Genomic DNA, 17,449 nt, shown 5'->3' with positions numbered 1-17,449 from the left:
GGGCCGAGCGTAGCCTCCGACACTCGATCGGGTGAAGGTGTCTTCGGTCGGCCGTAAATCGAATGCGCGTGCTATACGCTCGAAGTCGAAAGCTTCCTACATCGCTGTGGCGCCGCCCATAACCTGGGGCAGGGGCTCAGTTCCCCGCTTCTCTCGAAGAAAGGTGCGGACCGGCGTGGCCGACCGTCTCATCGTCCGTGGCGCGCGCGAGCACAATCTGAAGAACGTCTCGCTCGACCTCCCCCGTGACTCCCTCATCGTCTTCACCGGGCTCTCCGGATCGGGCAAGTCCTCCCTCGCGTTCGACACGATCTTCGCCGAGGGCCAGCGGCGTTACGTGGAGTCCCTCTCCTCGTACGCCCGCCAGTTCCTCGGCCAGATGGACAAGCCGGACGTCGACTTCATCGAAGGTCTGTCGCCCGCCGTCTCCATCGACCAGAAGTCGACCTCGCGCAACCCGCGCTCGACGGTCGGCACCATCACCGAGGTCTACGACTACCTCCGGTTGCTCTTCGCCCGGATCGGCAAGCCGCACTGTCCCGAGTGCGGCCGGCCGATCTCCCGGCAGTCGCCGCAGGCCATCGTGGACAAGGTGCTCGGGCTGCCCGAGGGCAGCCGCTTCCAGGTGCTCTCCCCGCTGGTGCGCGAGCGCAAGGGGGAGTTCGTCGACCTCTTCGCCGACCTGCAGACCAAGGGGTTCAGCAGGGCCCGGGTGGACGGCGCGACGATCCAGCTGTCCGAGCCGCCCAAGCTGAAGAAGCAGGAGAAGCACACCGTCGAGGTGGTCGTCGACCGCCTCACGGTGAAGGAGAGCGCCAAGCGCCGGCTGACCGACTCGGTCGAGACCGCGCTGGGCCTGTCCGGCGGCATGGTCGTACTGGACTTCGTCGACCTGCCCGACGACGACCCCGAGCGTGAGCGGATGTACTCCGAGCACCTCTACTGCCCGTACGACGACCTGTCCTTCGAGGAGCTGGAGCCCCGCTCCTTCTCCTTCAACTCGCCCTTCGGCGCCTGCCCCGAGTGCACCGGCATCGGTACGCGCATGGAGGTCGACCCCGAGCTGGTCGTCCCCGACGAGGACAAGTCCCTCGACGAGGGCGCGATCCACCCCTGGTCGCACGGCCACACCAAGGAGTACTTCGGGCGCCAGATCAGCGCGCTCGCCGACGCCCTCGGCTTCCGCACGGACATCCCCTGGGCCGGGCTGCCGCAGCGGGCCAAGAAGGCGCTGCTGTACGGCCACAAGATCCAGACCGAGGTCCGCTACCGCAACCGGTACGGACGCGAGCGCGCCTACACGACCCCGTCCTTCGAGGGTGCCGTCCAGTACGTCAAGCGGCGCCACTCCGAGGCCGAGAGCGATTCCAGCCGGGAGCGCTTCGAGGGCTACATGCGTGAGGTGCCCTGCCCGTCCTGCGAGGGCACCCGGCTCAAGCCGATCGTGCTCGCGGTCACGGTGATGGAGAAGTCCATCGCCGAGGTCGCCGCGATGTCGATCAGCGAGTGCGCCGAGTTCCTGGGCCGGCTCAAGCTGAACGCCCGCGACAAGAAGATCGCCGAGCGGGTCCTGAAGGAGGTCAACGAGCGGCTCCGCTTCCTCGTCGACGTCGGCCTCGACTACCTCTCGCTCAACCGCGCGGCCGGCACCCTGTCCGGCGGCGAGGCGCAGCGCATCCGGCTCGCCACCCAGATCGGCTCCGGCCTGGTGGGCGTGCTGTACGTGCTGGACGAGCCGTCCATCGGCCTGCACCAGCGCGACAACCACCGGCTGATCGAGACCCTGGTGCGGCTGCGGGACATGGGCAACACGCTCATCGTCGTCGAGCACGACGAGGACACCATCAAGGTCGCCGACTGGGTCGTCGACATCGGCCCCGGCGCCGGTGAGCACGGCGGCAAGGTGGTCCACTCCGGCTCCCTCAAGGAGCTGCTGGCCAACGACGAGTCGCTCACCGGCCAGTACCTCGCGGGCAAGCGGGCCATCCCGGTGCCCGGCATCCGCCGCCCGGTCGACCCGAAGCGGCTGCTCACGGTGCACGGAGCCCGGGAGAACAACCTCCAGGACATCGACGTCTCCTTCCCGCTGGGTGTCCTGACGGCCGTCACCGGCGTCTCGGGCTCGGGCAAGTCGACCCTGGTCAACGACATCCTGTACACCCACCTGGCGCGCGAGCTCAACGGCGCCAAGTCGGTCCCCGGCCGGCACACCCGGGTCGACGGGGACGACCTCGTCGACAAGGTCGTGCACGTCGACCAGTCGCCGATCGGCCGTACACCGCGGTCCAACCCGGCCACGTACACCGGCGTCTTCGACCACGTCCGCAGGCTCTTCGCCGAGACGATGGAGGCGAAGGTGCGCGGCTACATGCCGGGCCGGTTCTCCTTCAACGTCAAGGGCGGCCGCTGCGAGAACTGCTCCGGCGACGGCACCATCAAGATCGAGATGAACTTCCTGCCCGACGTGTACGTCCCGTGCGAGGTCTGCCACGGAGCGCGCTACAACCGGGAGACGCTGGAGGTCCACTACAAGGGCAAGTCCATCGCCGAGGTGCTGGACATGCCGATCGAGGAGGGCCTGGAGTTCTTCGAGGCCGTCCCGACGATCGCCCGCCACCTGCGTACGCTCAACGAGGTGGGCCTCGGGTACGTCAGGCTCGGCCAGTCCGCGCCGACGCTCTCCGGCGGTGAGGCGCAGCGCGTGAAGCTGGCGAGCGAGCTGCAGAAGCGCTCCACCGGGCGCACGGTGTACGTCCTGGACGAGCCGACGACCGGTCTGCACTTCGAGGACATCAGCAAGCTCATCACGGTGCTGTCGGGCCTGGTCGACAAGGGCAACACGGTGATCGTCATCGAGCACAACCTCGATGTCGTCAAGACCGCCGACTGGGTCGTCGACATGGGCCCCGAGGGGGGCAACGGCGGCGGCCTGGTCGTCGCCGAGGGCACCCCGGAGGAGGTCGCCGCGGTTCCCGGCAGCCACACCGGCAAGTTCCTCCAGGACATCCTGGGGGCGGACCGGATCGCAGCCGGCACGTCGGCCCCGGCCGCGCGCAAGCCGGCCCGGAAGACGGCGGCCAAGAAGACGGTCGCGGCCAGGACGGCCCCGGCCCGCAAGACGGCCACGGCCCGGACGAAGAAGGCGGCGGCCGAGCCGCCCGCGGCCAAGAAGGCCACCCGCACGCGCAAGGCCTGACCGGCCCACGCGGCACCACCGGAGGCGGCCCCGGCCCGGGGCCGCCTCCGGTGTCCCCGGTGCAGGGCGTCGCCACGCCGGTGCCGGGCCGTCGACCGGACAGCGGCCCGGCGGCCGTCCGTCCGGGGCCCCGCCGGCCCGTCCCGGCCCCCGCTCCCGGAGCGGGGGCCGGTCGGAAGGACGGTGGTTCCCGCCGGTATCGTCAGGTCTGTCGCCGACGCCTCCGGGTGCGGCCGTGCCCGGTCCCCGTGGCACCGGCGCCCCCGACGCCGTCACGGCACTTCGTCCCGCCGACCCGTGGAGACCACATGTCCGGCCTGCCCGCCGCCCGCCGAACCGTACTGAAGGGCGCCGCTCTCGCCGGTGCCGCCGGGCTGGGTGCGGCCGCCTGCTCGACCGACTCCAAGCTCGGCCACGCCCAGACCCCGACGCCCACCGCCCCGGTGGAGCTCGGCTCCCCGGACGAGGTGCCGGTCGGCGGGGCGAAGCTCTACCGGGAGCAGCGGGTCGTCGTGAGCTGCCCGGCGAAGGGCCAGTACAAGGCGTTCAGCGCGCAGTGCACGCACGCCGGCTGCCTCCTGGACAAGGTCGAGGGCAACGAGGGCAACTGCCCGTGCCACGGCAGCCGGTTCGACATGACCACGGGCAAGGCCCTGCACGGTCCGGCCACCGTGCCGCTGCCCGCCGTGCCGGTCAAGGTCGAGGGCGGCAGGCTCGTGGCCGGTCCCGACGCCTGACCCCCGCGCCGGGGCCGCCGTTCCCCGGCGGAATGCCGTTGTGTCACTGCCCGCAAGTAGGGTGTGAGACATGGCAGACCCCTCCAGCTACCGCCCCAAGCCGGGACAGATCCCCGACTCCCCGGGGGTCTACAAGTTCCGCGACGAGCACCGCCGGGTGATCTACGTCGGGAAGGCCAAGAACCTGCGCCAGCGCCTGGCCAACTACTTCCAGGACCTGGCCGGCCTGCACCCGCGTACCCGCACCATGGTCACCACGGCGGCCTCCGTCGAGTGGACCGTCGTCTCCACCGAGGTCGAGGCGCTCCAGCTGGAGTACTCCTGGATCAAGGAGTTCGACCCCCGTTTCAACGTCAAGTACCGCGACGACAAGAGCTACCCCTACCTCGCGGTCACGCTGAACGAGGAGTTCCCGCGCGTCCAGGTCATGCGCGGCGCCAAGAAGAAGGGCGTCCGCTACTTCGGCCCGTACGGCCACGCCTGGGCCATCCGCGAGACGGTGGACCTGATGCTCCGGGTCTTCCCCGTGCGCACCTGCTCCGCCGGCGTCTTCAAGAACGCCGAGCGCACCGGCCGGCCCTGTCTCCTGGGCTACATCGGCAAGTGCTCGGCCCCGTGCGTCGGGCGGGTCACCCCCCAGGAGCACCGCGACCTGGCCGAGGACTTCTGCGACTTCATGGCCGGCCGCACGGGCACCTACATCCGCCGCCTGGAGAAGGACATGACGCGGGCGGCCGAGGAGATGGAGTACGAGCGGGCGGCCCGGCTGCGGGACGACGCCGAGGCGCTCAAGCGCGCCATGGAGAAGAGCGCCGTCGTCCTCGCGGACGCCACCGACGCCGACCTGATCGCCGTCGCCGAGGACGAGCTCGAAGCGGCCGTCCAGATCTTCCACGTCCGCGGCGGACGGGTGCGCGGCCAGCGCGGCTGGGTCACGGACAAGGTCGAGGCCGTCGACACGGCGGGCCTCGTCGAACACGCGCTCCAGCAGCTGTACGGGGAGGAGTCCGGCGACGCGGTGCCCAAGGAGGTCCTCGTCCCGGCCCTGCCCGAGGACACCGAAGCCGTCTCCCAGTGGCTCGCAGGCCGCCGCGGCTCCCATGTGAGCCTGCGCATCCCGCAGCGCGGCGACAAGAAGGACCTGATGGTCACGGTCCAGCGCAACGCCCAGCAGGCCCTGGGGCTGCACAAGACCAAGCGGGCGTCCGACCTCACGACCCGCTCCCGCGCGCTGGAGGAGATCGCCGAGGCCCTCGGGCTGGACACCGCGCCGCTGCGCGTCGAGTGCTTCGACATCTCGCATCTCCAGGGGGACGACGTCGTCGCGTCCATGGTGGTCTTCGAGGACGGCCTGGCACGCAAGAGCGAGTACCGCCGCTTCCAGATCAAGGGCTTCGAGGGCCAGGACGACGTGCGGTCGATGCACGAGGTCATCGGCCGCCGCTTCAAGCGCCACCTCCAGGAGAAGGAGCGCACGGGGGAGTGGGAGGGGGCCTCGGCGGCCTCCGGGCCCGTACCCGGCCCGGCGCCCAGCGGTCCCGTGCCGGCCCCGGCGGCCGCGTTCCCCGGGAGCGTGCCCGCCGGTCCGCAGGACGCCCCGCAGGACGCCCCGCAGGACGGCTCCCGTGAGGAGGACGGCCGCCCCAGGCGCTTCGCCTATCCGCCGCAGCTCGTGGTCGTCGACGGAGGACAGCCGCAGGTGGCCGCCGCCAAGCGTGCCCTGGACGAGCTGGGCATCGACGACATCGCCGTGTGCGGCCTCGCCAAGCGCCTGGAGGAGGTCTGGCTGCCGGACGACGACGACCCCGTCGTCCTGCCCCGCTCCAGCGAGGGCCTGTACCTCCTCCAGCGCATCCGCGACGAGGCCCACCGCTTCGCCATCACCTACCAGCGCGCCAAGCGGGCCAAGCGCATCCGCAGCAGCCCCCTGGACGACATCGCGGGGCTCGGCGAGACCCGCAAACAAGCGCTGATCAAGCACTTCGGTTCCGTGAAGAGGCTGCGGCAGGCGACAATCGAAGAGATCTGCGAGGTGCCCGGCATAGGCCGCCGGACGGCGGAATCCGTGGCCGTCGCCCTCGCCGGGGCCGCACCGCCCGCACCGGCCGTCAACACGGCCACAGGAGAGATCATCGAAGAGGACGACGGGGGCAGCACGTCATGACCGAGCACACGCAGGACCACGGTGACGAACAGGCGCCCGACCACGCCGACCGCACCGACCGAACAGACGGAGCAGCACACGTGAGTACGGGAAGCGCCCAGGACAAGGGCGACAGCGCCGTGCCGGCCATCCCGGAGCTGGTGATCATCTCGGGGATGTCGGGCGCGGGCCGCAGCACGGCGGCCAAGTGCCTGGAGGACCTCGGCTGGTTCGTCGTCGACAACCTGCCGCCCGCGCTGATCCCCACGATGGTGGAGCTCGGCGCCCGGTCCCAGGGCAACGTGGCCCGGATCGCCGTCGTCGTCGACGTACGGGGCCGCCGCTTCTTCGACAACCTCCGGGAGTCCCTCGCGGACCTGGAGGCCAAGCACGTCACCCGGCGGATCGTGTTCCTGGAGTCATCCGACGACGCCCTCGTACGCCGTTTCGAGTCCGTCCGCCGCCCGCACCCCCTTCAGGGCGACGGCCGCATCGTCGACGGCATCGCGGCCGAGCGCGACCTGCTGCGCGAGCTGCGCGGCGACGCCGACCTGGTCATCGACACCTCCAGCCTCAACGTGCACGAGCTGCGGGCCAAGATGGACGCCCAGTTCGCAGGCGACGAGGAGCCCGAGCTGCGGGCCACGGTGATGTCGTTCGGCTTCAAGTACGGCCTGCCGGTCGACGCCGACCTCGTCGTGGACTGCCGCTTCCTGCCCAACCCGCACTGGGTCCCCGAACTGCGCCCCTTCACCGGGCTCAACGAGGAGGTGTCCGACTACGTCTTCGACCAGCCCGGCGCCAAGGAGTTCCTCAACCAGTACACCGAGCTGCTCCAGCTGATCGCGGCCGGCTACCGCCGCGAGGGCAAGCGCTACGTGACGATCGCCGTCGGCTGTACCGGCGGCAAGCACCGTTCCGTGGCCATGTCGGAGAAGCTCGCCGCGCGGCTGGCCACGGAAGGCATCGAGACCGTCCTCGTCCACCGGGACATGGGGCGCGAGTGACCAGTCGCCCGCTGCGCCGGCACCGGCTGAGCAGGGCGACGGCCGCCCTCTCCGGCCGTAAGCGCGGCGCGCAGCCCAAGGTCGTCGCCCTCGGCGGCGGCATGGGCCTGTCCGCGTCGCTCAAGGCGCTGCGCCGGATCACCGGTGACCTCACGGCCGTGGTCACCGTCGCCGACGACGGCGGCTCCTCGGGCCGGCTCCGCGAGGAGTTCGGCGTGCTGCCCCCGGGCGACCTGCGCAAGGCGCTGGCCGCGCTCTGCGGCGACGACGAGTGGGGCCAGACGTGGGCCCGGGTGATCCAGCACCGTTTCGAGTCCGAGGGCGAGCTGCACGCGCACGCGGTGGGCAACCTGCTCATCGTCTCCCTGTGGGAACAGCTGGGCGACCACGTCCAGGCCCTCGACCTGGTCGGCAAGCTGCTCGGCGCGCACGGCCGGGTACTGCCCATGTCCGCCGTGCCGCTGGAGCTCCAGGCACTCGTACGGGGCCACCACCCCGACCGGCCCGACGACATCGTCACCGTGCGGGGACAGGCCACCGTGGCGCTCACCCCCGGCGAGGTCCAGTCCGTCCACGTCGTCCCGGCCGACCCGCCGGCCGTGCCCGAAGCGGTCGCGGCGGTCCTGGACGCCGACTGGGTCGTGCTCGGCCCGGGGTCCTGGTTCTCCTCGGTGATCCCGCACCTGCTCGTCCCGGAACTGCACGACGCCCTGGTCTCCACGAAGGCCCGCAAGGTGCTCTCGCTCAACCTCGCACCGCAACCCGGCGAAACCGAAGGCTTCTCACCGCAGCGTCATTTGGAGGTTTTGGGACGACACGCCCCTAAACTCGCCATGGACGTGGTGTTGGCCGACGAGGCCGCCGTGCCCGACCGCGAGTCCCTCGCCGACGCCGCCAAGCGGCTCGGAGCCGCGGTCGAGCTGGCCCCTGTGGCCTCACCCGACGGCGTTCCGATTCACGATCCGGAGCTGTTGGCCGCCGCGTACGACCGTATTTTTCGGATGCATGGAAGGATCGGCCCATGGCGATGACGCCAGCGGTGAAGGACGAAATCTCTCGGCTTCCCGTGACCCGGACCTGCTGCAGAAAAGCAGAGGTTTCGGCGATTCTTCGGTTCGCGGGCGGGCTGCACCTGGTGAGCGGCCGGATTGTGATCGAGGCCGAGCTGGACACCGCGATGGCGGCGCGCCGGCTCAAGCGGGACATCCTGGAGATCTTCGGGCACAGCTCGGAGCTCATCGTGATGGCCCCCGGCGGGCTGCGCCGCGGCTCCCGCTACGTCGTACGGGTGGTGGCCGGAGGCGATCAGCTGGCCCGCCAGACCGGCCTGGTGGACGGCCGCGGCCGTCCCATCCGCGGGCTGCCCCCGCAGGTGGTCTCGGGGGCCACCTGCGACGCCGAGGCCGCCTGGCGCGGGGCCTTCCTGGCCCACGGCTCGCTCACCGAGCCGGGCCGCTCCTCCTCGCTGGAGGTGACGTGCCCGGGCCCGGAGGCCGCCCTCGCCCTGGTCGGCGCCGCCCGCAGGCTCTCCATCGCGGCCAAGGCCCGCGAGGTGCGCGGCGTGGACCGCGTCGTCGTCCGCGACGGTGACGCCATCGGCGCGCTGCTGACGCGGCTGGGCGCCCACGAGTCGGTGCTCGCCTGGGAGGAGCGCCGGATGCGGCGCGAGGTCCGGGCCACCGCCAACCGCCTCGCCAACTTCGACGACGCCAACCTCCGCCGCTCGGCGCGGGCCGCCGTGGCCGCCGGGGCGCGGGTGGGGCGCGCCCTGGAGATCCTGGGCGAGGAGGTCCCGGAGCACCTCGCGGCGGCCGGACGGCTGCGCATGGAGCACAAGCAGGCCTCCCTGGAGGAGCTCGGCGCGCTCGCCGACCCGCCACTGACCAAGGACGCGGTCGCGGGCCGGATCAGGCGCCTGCTGGCGATGGCCGACAAGCGCGCCCAGGACCTCGGGATCCCGGGCACGGAGTCCACCCTCAGCGAGGAGATGGCCGACGGCCTCGTCGGCTGAGTGGCGCGGGGGGTCCGGCACGGGCATGCGACCGGACCCGGGCGGAGCCATTCGGGAAATCCGTTCCGGGCCTTTGCCGATCGCTTGAGTGGCCCCCCGCCCGATCGAGCGGGACCCGGATCCGCCACCGCCGTCGGCGCACCCCGAAAGGTGCGCCGACGGTATTTTCATCGCTTGAGTGGCACCCCGCACAATTGAGCGGGAAAAATGTGCGCGATCAACTGTCCGGGCGCCCCGAAAGTGTGGGGCCGCCGGCATTTTCCGGCCACCGGTGCCCGCGGGCGCAAGGGAGCTGAGCCCGCGTCAGTCACCTCGGGTGACAGGGGTACCGACGGCCGACGGCGGGTACGCGCTCACCGCAAGGGGCCTGGCCTCAGGGGGCGTTGACGCTCGGTGACCGCGCGGTGTGCGACGGTCGCCGTCGCGGGGCGCCCGGCCGGAGTATCCCTACCCCCTACTCGGGAGTACGGATATCCCCCTTCGCACCGGCCGCTCGATGTCACCCAAAAGCCTTCGGAGAGGTAGGGTCGGAGGCGGTCGGGGACATCCCTAATAAACTCGCCGGCATCTAAAACCGGCGTACCTAACGAGGAGATCGGTTCGTGACGATCCGCGTAGGCATCAACGGCTTTGGCCGCATCGGTCGCAACTACTTCCGTGCGCTGCTGGAGCAGGGTGCGGACATCGAGATCGTGGCTGTCAACGACCTGGGTGACACCGCGACCACGGCACACCTGCTGAAGTACGACACCATCCTGGGTCGTCTCAAGGCAGAGGTCAGCAACACCGCCGACACCATCACCGTCGACGGCCACACCATCAAGGTGCTCTCCGAGCGCAACCCGGCCGACATCCCCTGGGGTGAGCTGGGTGTCGACATCGTCATCGAGTCGACCGGCATCTTCACCAAGAAGGCCGACGCCGAGAAGCACATCGCCGGTGGCGCCAAGAAGGTCCTCATCTCGGCTCCGGCCAAGGACGAGGACATCACCATCGTGATGGGCGTCAACCAGGACAAGTACGACGCGGCCAACCACCACGTCATCTCCAACGCCTCCTGCACCACCAACTGTGTGGCGCCGATGGCCAAGGTCCTCGACGAGAACTTCGGCATCGTCAAGGGTCTGATGACGACGGTCCACGCATACACGAACGACCAGCGCATCCTGGACTTCCCGCACTCGGACCTGCGCCGCGCCCGCGCCGCCGCCGAGAACATCATCCCGACCACGACCGGTGCCGCCAAGGCGACCGCTCTGGTCCTGCCGCAGCTCAAGGGCAAGCTCGACGGCATCGCGATGCGCGTGCCGGTCCCGACGGGCTCCGCCACGGACCTGGTCGTGACGCTGCAGCGCGAGGTCACCAAGGACGAGGTCAACGCCGCGTTCAAGAAGGCCTCCGACGACGGCGACCTCAAGGGCTTCCTGACGTACACCGAGGACCCGATCGTGTCCTCGGACATCGTCGGCGACCCGTCCTCCTGCACCTTCGACTCCTCCCTGACCATGGTCCAGGAGGGGAACTCGGTGAAGATCCTCGGCTGGTACGACAACGAGTGGGGCTACTCCAACCGCCTTGTCGACCTGACCGTCTTCGTCGGCGGCCAGCTCTGATCCTAGGATCGGCAGGCATCTCGATGTGAGCAACGGGCTCGGGCGGCGCGATGAGGCGCCGCCCGAGCCCCTTGCATGCTTCCGTCCTTCCAAGGAGTACCGCTACAGATGAAGACGATCGACGAACTTCTCGCCGAAGGGGTCGCGGGCAAGCGGGTATTCGTCCGCGCCGACCTCAACGTGCCGCTGGACGGCACCACGATCACCGACGACGGCCGCATCCGCGCCGTCCGGCCGACGATCGCCCGGCTCGCCGAAGCCGGCGCGCGGGTCGTCGTCGCCTCGCACCTGGGCCGCCCCAAGGGCGCCCCGGACCCGGCCTTCTCGCTCGCCCCGGCCGCCGCCCGCCTCGGTGAACTGCTCGGCGCCGACGTCGCGTTCGCGACCGACACGGTCGGCGAGTCCGCCCGCTCCACGGTCGCCGCCCTCACCGACGGCCAGGTCGCCGTCCTGGAGAACCTGCGCTTCAACGCCGGCGAGACCTCCAAGGACGACGCCGAGCGCGGCGCCTTCGCCGACCAGCTCGCCGAGCTCGCCGACGTCTACGTCGGCGACGGCTTCGGTGCCGTCCACCGCAAGCACGCCTCGGTGTACGACCTCCCGGCCCGGCTCCCGCACGCCGCCGGCGACCTGATCGCCACCGAGGTCGGCGTCCTGAAGAAGCTCACCGAGGACGTCGCGCGCCCCTACGCCGTGGTGCTCGGCGGCGCCAAGGTCTCCGACAAGCTCGGGGTCATCGACCACCTGCTGGAGAAGGCCGACCGCATCCTCATCGGCGGCGGCATGGCGTACACCTTCCTCAAGGCCAAGGGCCACGAGGTCGGCATCTCGCTGCTCCAGGAGGACCAGGTCCCGGCCGTCCAGGGCTACCTCAAGCGGGCCGAAGAGCTCGGTGTGGAGTTCGTCCTGCCCGTCGACGTCCTGGTCGCGGGCGAGTTCCCGGACCTGAGGACGAAGGCCCCGGCGAACCCCACCACGGTCGCCGCCGACGCCATCCCGGCCGACCAGGAGGGCCTGGACATCGGCCCCGAGACCCGCAAGCTGTACGCATCGAAGCTCGCCGACGCGGCCACCGTCTTCTGGAACGGCCCGATGGGCGTCTTCGAGCACCCCGACTACGCCGAGGGCACCAAGGCGGTGGCCCAGGCCCTCGTCGACTCCGAGGCGTTCAGCGTCGTCGGCGGCGGGGACTCCGCGGCCGCCGTCCGCATCCTGGGCTTCGACGAGAACGCGTTCGGACACATCTCGACCGGTGGCGGCGCAAGCCTCGAGTACCTCGAGGGCAAGACGCTTCCCGGCCTCGCCGCACTGGAGGACTGACCTTTCATGACCACCCGCACCCCGCTGATGGCGGGCAACTGGAAGATGAACCTCAACCACCTCGAGGCCATCGCCCACGTCCAGAAGCTCGCCTTCGCCCTGGCCGACAAGGACTACGAGGCCGTCGAGGTCGCCGTCCTGCCGCCCTTCACCGACCTGCGCTCCGTGCAGACCCTGGTCGACGGCGACAAGCTGAAGATCAAGTACGGCGCCCAGGACATCTCGGCCCAGGACTCCGGCGCGTACACCGGTGAGATCTCCGGCCCGATGCTCGCCAAGCTGAAGTGCACCTACGTGGCCGTCGGCCACAGCGAGCGCCGCCAGTACCACGGTGAGAACGACGAGATCTGCAACGCCAAGGTCAAGGCCGCCTACAAGCACGGTCTGACCCCGATCCTCTGCGTCGGCGAGGGGCTGGACGTCCGCAAGGCCGGGGACCAGGTCTCCTACACGCTCGCGCAGCTCGACGGCGGCCTGAAGGACATCCCGGCCGAACAGGCCGAGTCCATCGTGATCGCCTACGAGCCGGTCTGGGCCATCGGTACCGGCGAGGTCGCCACCCCGGAGGACGCCCAGGAGGTCTGCGGCGCGATCCGCGGCCGGCTCGCCGAGCTGTACTCGCAGGAGCTCGCGGACGCCGTCCGTATCCAGTACGGCGGCTCGGTGAAGTCCGGCAACGTGGCCGCCATCATGGCGCAGCCCGACGTGGACGGTGCGCTCATCGGGGGCGCCGCACTGGACGCCGACGAGTTCGTCAAGATCGTCCGCTTCCGCGACCAGTGAGTATGCCCTAGCGCCGATCCGTCGTACCCTTGCGGGGGCCGAGGGCTCATACCCCCGGCCCCCGCTGTTCGTAGACGCAGTCCCGAGAATTCCGGAAAGTAGGAGCCAGCCGTGATTTTGGCGTTCGAGATCGCCCTGATCGTCTTCAGCCTGCTGCTGATGCTGCTGGTGCTGATGCACAAGGGCAAGGGCGGCGGCCTCTCCGACATGTTCGGTGGCGGAATGCAGTCCTCCGTCGGTGGCTCCTCGGTCGCCGAGCGCAACCTCGACCGCATCACCGTCGTGATCGGTCTGCTCTGGTTCGCGTGCATCGTGGTCCTCGGTCTGCTCATCAAGCTGGACGGCTGATCCGCCGTCGGCGATTCCCGTAACGGTGTAACTCCTTTCACTGGACGCGCGTTGGGCCTTACGTAGACTGGGGCAACCTCGAGCACCATCACGCAGGGAGTTACGACCGTGGCAAGTGGCAACGCGATCCGGGGAAGCCGGGTCGGAGCCGGGCCGATGGGGGAGGCCGAGCGGGGCGAGTCAGCGCCCCGCCTCCGCATCTCCTTCTGGTGCTCGAACGGGCACGAGACCCAGCCCAGCTTCGCCCATGACGCGCAGGTACCCGACACCTGGGACTGCCCGCGCTGCGGTTTCCCGGCCGGACAGGACCAGGACAACCCGCCGGACCCCCCGCGCACCGAGCCGTACAAGACGCACCTGGCGTACGTGCGTGAGCGGCGCAGCGACGCGGACGGCGAGGCGATCCTCGCCGAGGCCCTCGCCAAACTGCGCGGCGAGATCTAGAACCCGTACTGTTCACCGGCCGGACACCCCTGAGGTGTCCGGCCGGTCGCGGTATGCCCCCGCCCGGCCCCGTGATCGCCCCGTCGCACCCTCCAGATCAATTAGGTTGGAGGGGCAGCGGGGCATGTTGCAGGTACGAGAAGAAGTGGGCGGATTTCCGGGATGAACGCACAAAGCCGAACCAAGCTCAACCAGACGCCCGAGTGGGCGGCTCTCGCCGAGCACCGCGAGAAGTTCGGGCGGACACACCTGCGGCAGTTGTTCGCGGACGCGCCGGAGCGCGGGAGCGCGTACACCCTGCGCGTCGGCGACCTCCACATCGACTACTCCAAGCACCTGGTCACCGACGAGACGCTGCGCCTGCTGCGCGATCTCGCCGCCGCCACCGACGTCGCGGGGCTGCGGGACGCCATGTTCCGCGGCGAGAAGATCAACACCACCGAGGACCGCGCCGTCCTGCACACCGCGCTCCGCGCCCCCCGGGGCGCCGTGATCGAGGTGGACGGCGAGAACGTGGTGCCGGCCGTGCACGCCGTCCTCGACAAGATGGCCGCCTTCTCCGACCGGGTCCGGGCGGGCGAGTGGACCGGCCACACCGGCAAGCCGATCAAGAACATCGTCAACATCGGCATCGGCGGCTCCGACCTCGGCCCCGCCATGGCCTACGAGGTGCTGCGCTCCTTCACGGACCGCTCGCTGACCGTCCGCTTCGTCTCGAACGTCGACGGCGCCGACCTCCACGAGGCGGTCCAGGGCCTGGACCCGGCCGAGACGCTGTTCATCGTCGCGTCCAAGACCTTCACGACGATCGAGACCATCACCAACGCCACCTCCGCCCGCGACTGGCTGCTCACCGAGCTGAGTGCCGGTCAGGAGGCCGTGGCCAAGCACTTCGTGGCCCTGTCGACGAATGCGGAGAAGGTCGCGGACTTCGGCATCGACACGGCCAACATGTTCGAGTTCTGGGACTGGGTCGGCGGGCGCTACTCCTACGACTCGGCGATCGGCCTCTCGCTGATGATCGCCATCGGCCCGGACCGGTTCCGGGAGATGCTCGACGGCTTCCACCTCGTCGACGAGCACTTCCGCACCGCCCCCGCCGAGGAGAACGTCCCGCTGCTGCTGGGCCTGCTGGGCATCTGGTACGGCCAGTTCTTCGACGCCCAGTCGCACGCGGTACTGCCCTACAGCCACTACCTCTCCAAGTTCACCGCGTACCTCCAGCAGCTGGACATGGAGTCCAACGGCAAGTCCGTGGACCGCGACGGCAATCCGGTCGAGTGGGAGACCGGCCCGGTCGTCTGGGGCACCCCGGGCACCAACGGGCAGCACGCCTACTACCAGTTGATCCACCAGGGCACCAAGATCATCCCGGCGGACTTCATCGGCTTCGCGTCCCCGGTCCACGACCTGCTGCCGGGGCTGATCGCCCAGCACGACCTGCTGATGGCCAACTTCTTCGCGCAGACCCAGGCCCTCGCCTTCGGCAAGACGCCCGACGAGGTGCGGGCGGAGGGCGCGCCCGAGGAACTGGTGCCGCACAAGACCTTCCGCGGCAACCACCCGACGACCACGATCCTCGCCGAGCGGCTCACCCCCTCGGTGCTCGGCCAGCTCATCGCGCTGTACGAGCACAAGGTCTTCGTCCAGGGCGCCGTCTGGAACATCGACTCCTTCGACCAGTGGGGCGTCGAGCTCGGCAAGGTCCTCGCGAAGAAGATCGAGCCGGTCCTGACCGAGGGCACCGGCGGCGAGGGCCTGGACAGTTCCACCGCCCACCTCGTGGAGACCTACCGCAGCCTGCGCGGACGCTGACCCATGGCAACGGGGGAGGGGACGGTACGGCTGCGGCCGCCGCGCAACGCACCGGCCCGGCGGGCCGTCGGCTGGTGGCGGGTCCGGTGCCTGCTGCTGACGGCGGCCCCGGTGGCCGTGCTCGGTGTCCTGGGCGCGCTCATCACGCCCGCCAGGCCCTGGCTGCTGGTGCCCGCCGCAGTCCTGGCCGCCGTGGGCCTGTCGGTCACCGCCCTCCTCCCCCTCTGGTGGTTCCGCACCCACCGCTGGGAGGTCACCGACGAGGCGGTCTACGTACGGACCGGGGTCTTCCTGCGGGAGTGGCGGATCGCGCCGATGTCCCGCATCCAGACCGTGGACACCGTGCGCGGTCCGCTGGAACAGCTCTTCGGACTGGCCACGGTCACCGTCACCACCGCCTCCGCCAAGGGCGCCGTGAAGATCGAGGGCCTCGGCCACGAGACGGCCGCCGACCTCGCCGAACGGCTCACCCGGATCACCCAGGACACCCCCGGGGACGCCACATGAGCACCCCGGCCGACCGGGAAGGCCCGCCGTGGCGGCGGATCCACCCGCGTACGGTCCTGGTCACCGCGCTCGTCACGGCGGGGGTGGCGGTGGGCGCCGCGGTACCGGCCGTGGCGGCCCTGTCCGGACGGTTCGGGTACGCGGCGGCCGTCGGCTGGGCCCTCGCCGGGGCCGTGGTCCTGGTCGGCTGCGCCGCCGCCGGGGACTACGTACGGTGGCGGCGCACCCGCTACCGCGTCGGCGGTGAACGAGTCGAGCTGCACACCGGCCTCGTGCTGGTCAAACGCCGCTCACTGGCCCGCGAGCGGATCCGCAGTGTCGACCTCACCGCCCACCCGCTGCTGCGGATCCTCGGCCTGGTCACGGTCCGCATCGGCACCGGAGACCAGACCGGCGGCGAGTCCACCCTGGAACTCGACCCGGTGGACCGGGCCGAGGGCGAGCGGCTGCGCCGCGAACTGCTGGACCGTGTGGCCGCCCGGTCCTCCGGTACGCACCGTGAGGGCGAGCTGGCCGTGCTCGACCTCCGCTGGATCCGCTACGCACCGGTCTCCTTCCTCGCCCCCATGCTGGGCGGCGCGGCGGCCGGCGGCGTGATGCAGGTCAGCGAGTGGGTCGGTGCCCAGGGCGAGGTCATCGACTGGGTCGCCGACCGGTTCAGGAACACCTCGCTGGTCTGGGCGATCACCGTGCTGGTGGCCGCGGCACTGGCCGCCGGGGTCGTCGGGGCGCTGGGACTCTGGGCCGAGGGGTGGTGGAACTACCGCCTGGAGCGCGAGCCCGGCGGCACCCTGAGGGTCCGGCGCGGGCTGCTCACCTCGCGCTCGCTCTCCGTGGAGGAGCGGCGGCTGCGCGGGGTGGACCTGGTGGAACCCCTCGGCGTACGGCTGGCCGGGGCCGCCCGGGTGGACGCCATCACCACGGGCCTGGCCAAGGACGAGGAGACCCGGGGCGCCGACCACGACACCCTGCTGCCCGCCACGCCCCGCCCCTTCGCCGACGCGATCGCCGCCGAGGTGCTGCGCGAGCCCGTCGCGCCGACCGGTGCCCCGCTCACCGCCCACCCTCCGGCCGCCCGAGGGCGGCGGCTGCGCCGGGCCCTCGCGGCGGCCCTGGCCCCGGTGCTGGTCCTGGCGCTCCTGGGGGCCTGGCTGACGCCCGTACTGCTGTGGACCGCGCTCGGCTGCGCGGCCGTGGCCGTCCCCGTCGCGGTGGCCCTGGCACTGGACGCCTACCGGTCCCTGGGGCACACGCTGAGCGGCGGCTACCTCGTGACCCGCTCCGGGACGCTGCGGCGCTCCACGGCCGCGCTCCAGCGGGCCGGGGTGATCGGCTGGACCCTGCGGCAGTCCTGGTTCCAGCGCCGGGCGGGCCTGATCGCCGTCACCGCCACCACGGCTGCCGGAGCGGGCGCCTACACGGCGCGGGACGCCGACGCGACCGAGGGCCTGCTCTTCGCGGCCGAGGCCGTCCCGGGGCTGCTGGAGCCGTTCCTGGAGCGGGGCTGAGCGGCGGGTGTCACCCC

Annotated in this window: 14 protein-coding genes; all 14 read left to right on the top strand. The window is 70.9% G+C overall.

The features are described from left to right. Window positions 1-175: 175 nt before the first annotated feature. The 14 genes from uvrA (at window position 176) to SACTE_RS06700 (ending at window position 17,432) form a co-directional block, all read left to right on the top strand. Window positions 176-3,196 (top strand): excinuclease ABC subunit UvrA, encoded by a 3,021-nt coding sequence (gene uvrA / locus SACTE_RS06765; RefSeq protein WP_014045281.1) that lies wholly within the window; start codon window positions 176-178, stop codon window positions 3,194-3,196. Between the two features lie 308 nt (window positions 3,197-3,504). After that, on the top strand, window positions 3,505-3,933 hold the full coding sequence (locus SACTE_RS06760; RefSeq protein WP_014045280.1) for a Rieske (2Fe-2S) protein: 429 nt from the start codon (window positions 3,505-3,507) through the stop codon (window positions 3,931-3,933). 70 nt (window positions 3,934-4,003) lie between these two features. Then, window positions 4,004-6,097 (top strand): excinuclease ABC subunit UvrC, encoded by a 2,094-nt coding sequence (uvrC, locus tag SACTE_RS06755; protein WP_014045279.1) that lies wholly within the window; start codon window positions 4,004-4,006, stop codon window positions 6,095-6,097. After that, the gene (gene rapZ / locus SACTE_RS06750) at window positions 6,094-7,083 is read left to right on the top strand and encodes an RNase adapter RapZ (RefSeq protein ID WP_014045278.1); all 990 of its coding nucleotides are present in this window, start codon (window positions 6,094-6,096) and stop codon (window positions 7,081-7,083) included. Before uvrC ends, rapZ begins: the two co-directional genes overlap by 4 nt. Next, the gene (yvcK, locus tag SACTE_RS06745) at window positions 7,080-8,114 is read left to right on the top strand and encodes a uridine diphosphate-N-acetylglucosamine-binding protein YvcK (RefSeq protein ID WP_014045277.1); all 1,035 of its coding nucleotides are present in this window, start codon (window positions 7,080-7,082) and stop codon (window positions 8,112-8,114) included. Before rapZ ends, yvcK begins: the two co-directional genes overlap by 4 nt. Continuing rightward, the gene (gene whiA / locus SACTE_RS06740; RefSeq protein WP_014045276.1) at window positions 8,105-9,094 is read left to right on the top strand and encodes a DNA-binding protein WhiA; all 990 of its coding nucleotides are present in this window, start codon (window positions 8,105-8,107) and stop codon (window positions 9,092-9,094) included. The genes yvcK and whiA overlap by 10 nt, the downstream gene beginning before the upstream one ends. Window positions 9,095-9,696: 602 nt before the next feature. Next, the gene (gene gap, locus SACTE_RS06735; RefSeq protein WP_014045275.1) at window positions 9,697-10,707 is read left to right on the top strand and encodes a type I glyceraldehyde-3-phosphate dehydrogenase; all 1,011 of its coding nucleotides are present in this window, start codon (window positions 9,697-9,699) and stop codon (window positions 10,705-10,707) included. 108 nt (window positions 10,708-10,815) lie between these two features. After that, the gene (locus SACTE_RS06730) at window positions 10,816-12,027 is read left to right on the top strand and encodes a phosphoglycerate kinase (protein ID WP_014045274.1); all 1,212 of its coding nucleotides are present in this window, start codon (window positions 10,816-10,818) and stop codon (window positions 12,025-12,027) included. A 6-nt stretch (window positions 12,028-12,033) separates the two neighbouring features. Then, entirely contained in the window at window positions 12,034-12,810 is a 777-nt protein-coding gene (tpiA, locus tag SACTE_RS06725) for a triose-phosphate isomerase (RefSeq protein ID WP_014045273.1), read from the top strand. Between the two features lie 111 nt (window positions 12,811-12,921). Next, on the top strand, window positions 12,922-13,158 hold the full coding sequence (gene secG / locus SACTE_RS06720; protein ID WP_014045272.1) for a preprotein translocase subunit SecG: 237 nt from the start codon (window positions 12,922-12,924) through the stop codon (window positions 13,156-13,158). 108 nt (window positions 13,159-13,266) lie between these two features. Next, the gene (locus tag SACTE_RS06715) at window positions 13,267-13,602 is read left to right on the top strand and encodes an RNA polymerase-binding protein RbpA (protein ID WP_078492600.1); all 336 of its coding nucleotides are present in this window, start codon (window positions 13,267-13,269) and stop codon (window positions 13,600-13,602) included. Window positions 13,603-13,764: 162 nt separating this feature from the next. Further along, window positions 13,765-15,417: a glucose-6-phosphate isomerase gene (gene pgi, locus SACTE_RS06710; protein ID WP_014045270.1), complete on the top strand. Its 1,653-nt coding sequence runs from the start codon at window positions 13,765-13,767 to the stop codon at window positions 15,415-15,417. A 3-nt stretch (window positions 15,418-15,420) separates the two neighbouring features. Beyond that, the gene (locus tag SACTE_RS06705) at window positions 15,421-15,924 is read left to right on the top strand and encodes a PH domain-containing protein (RefSeq protein ID WP_014045269.1); all 504 of its coding nucleotides are present in this window, start codon (window positions 15,421-15,423) and stop codon (window positions 15,922-15,924) included. Next, window positions 15,921-17,432, top strand: coding sequence for a PH domain-containing protein (locus SACTE_RS06700; RefSeq protein ID WP_014045268.1), 1,512 nt, complete (start codon window positions 15,921-15,923; stop codon window positions 17,430-17,432). Before SACTE_RS06705 ends, SACTE_RS06700 begins: the two co-directional genes overlap by 4 nt. The last annotated feature ends 17 nt before the right edge of the window (window positions 17,433-17,449 follow it).

Origin of the sequence: Streptomyces sp. SirexAA-E, assembly GCF_000177195.2 — a bacterium.
GTDB classification, from domain to species: domain Bacteria; phylum Actinomycetota; class Actinomycetes; order Streptomycetales; family Streptomycetaceae; genus Streptomyces; species Streptomyces flavovirens.
The sequence above is the reverse complement of the archived record's forward strand: the minus strand, read 5'-3'. Positions and strand labels throughout refer to the sequence as shown.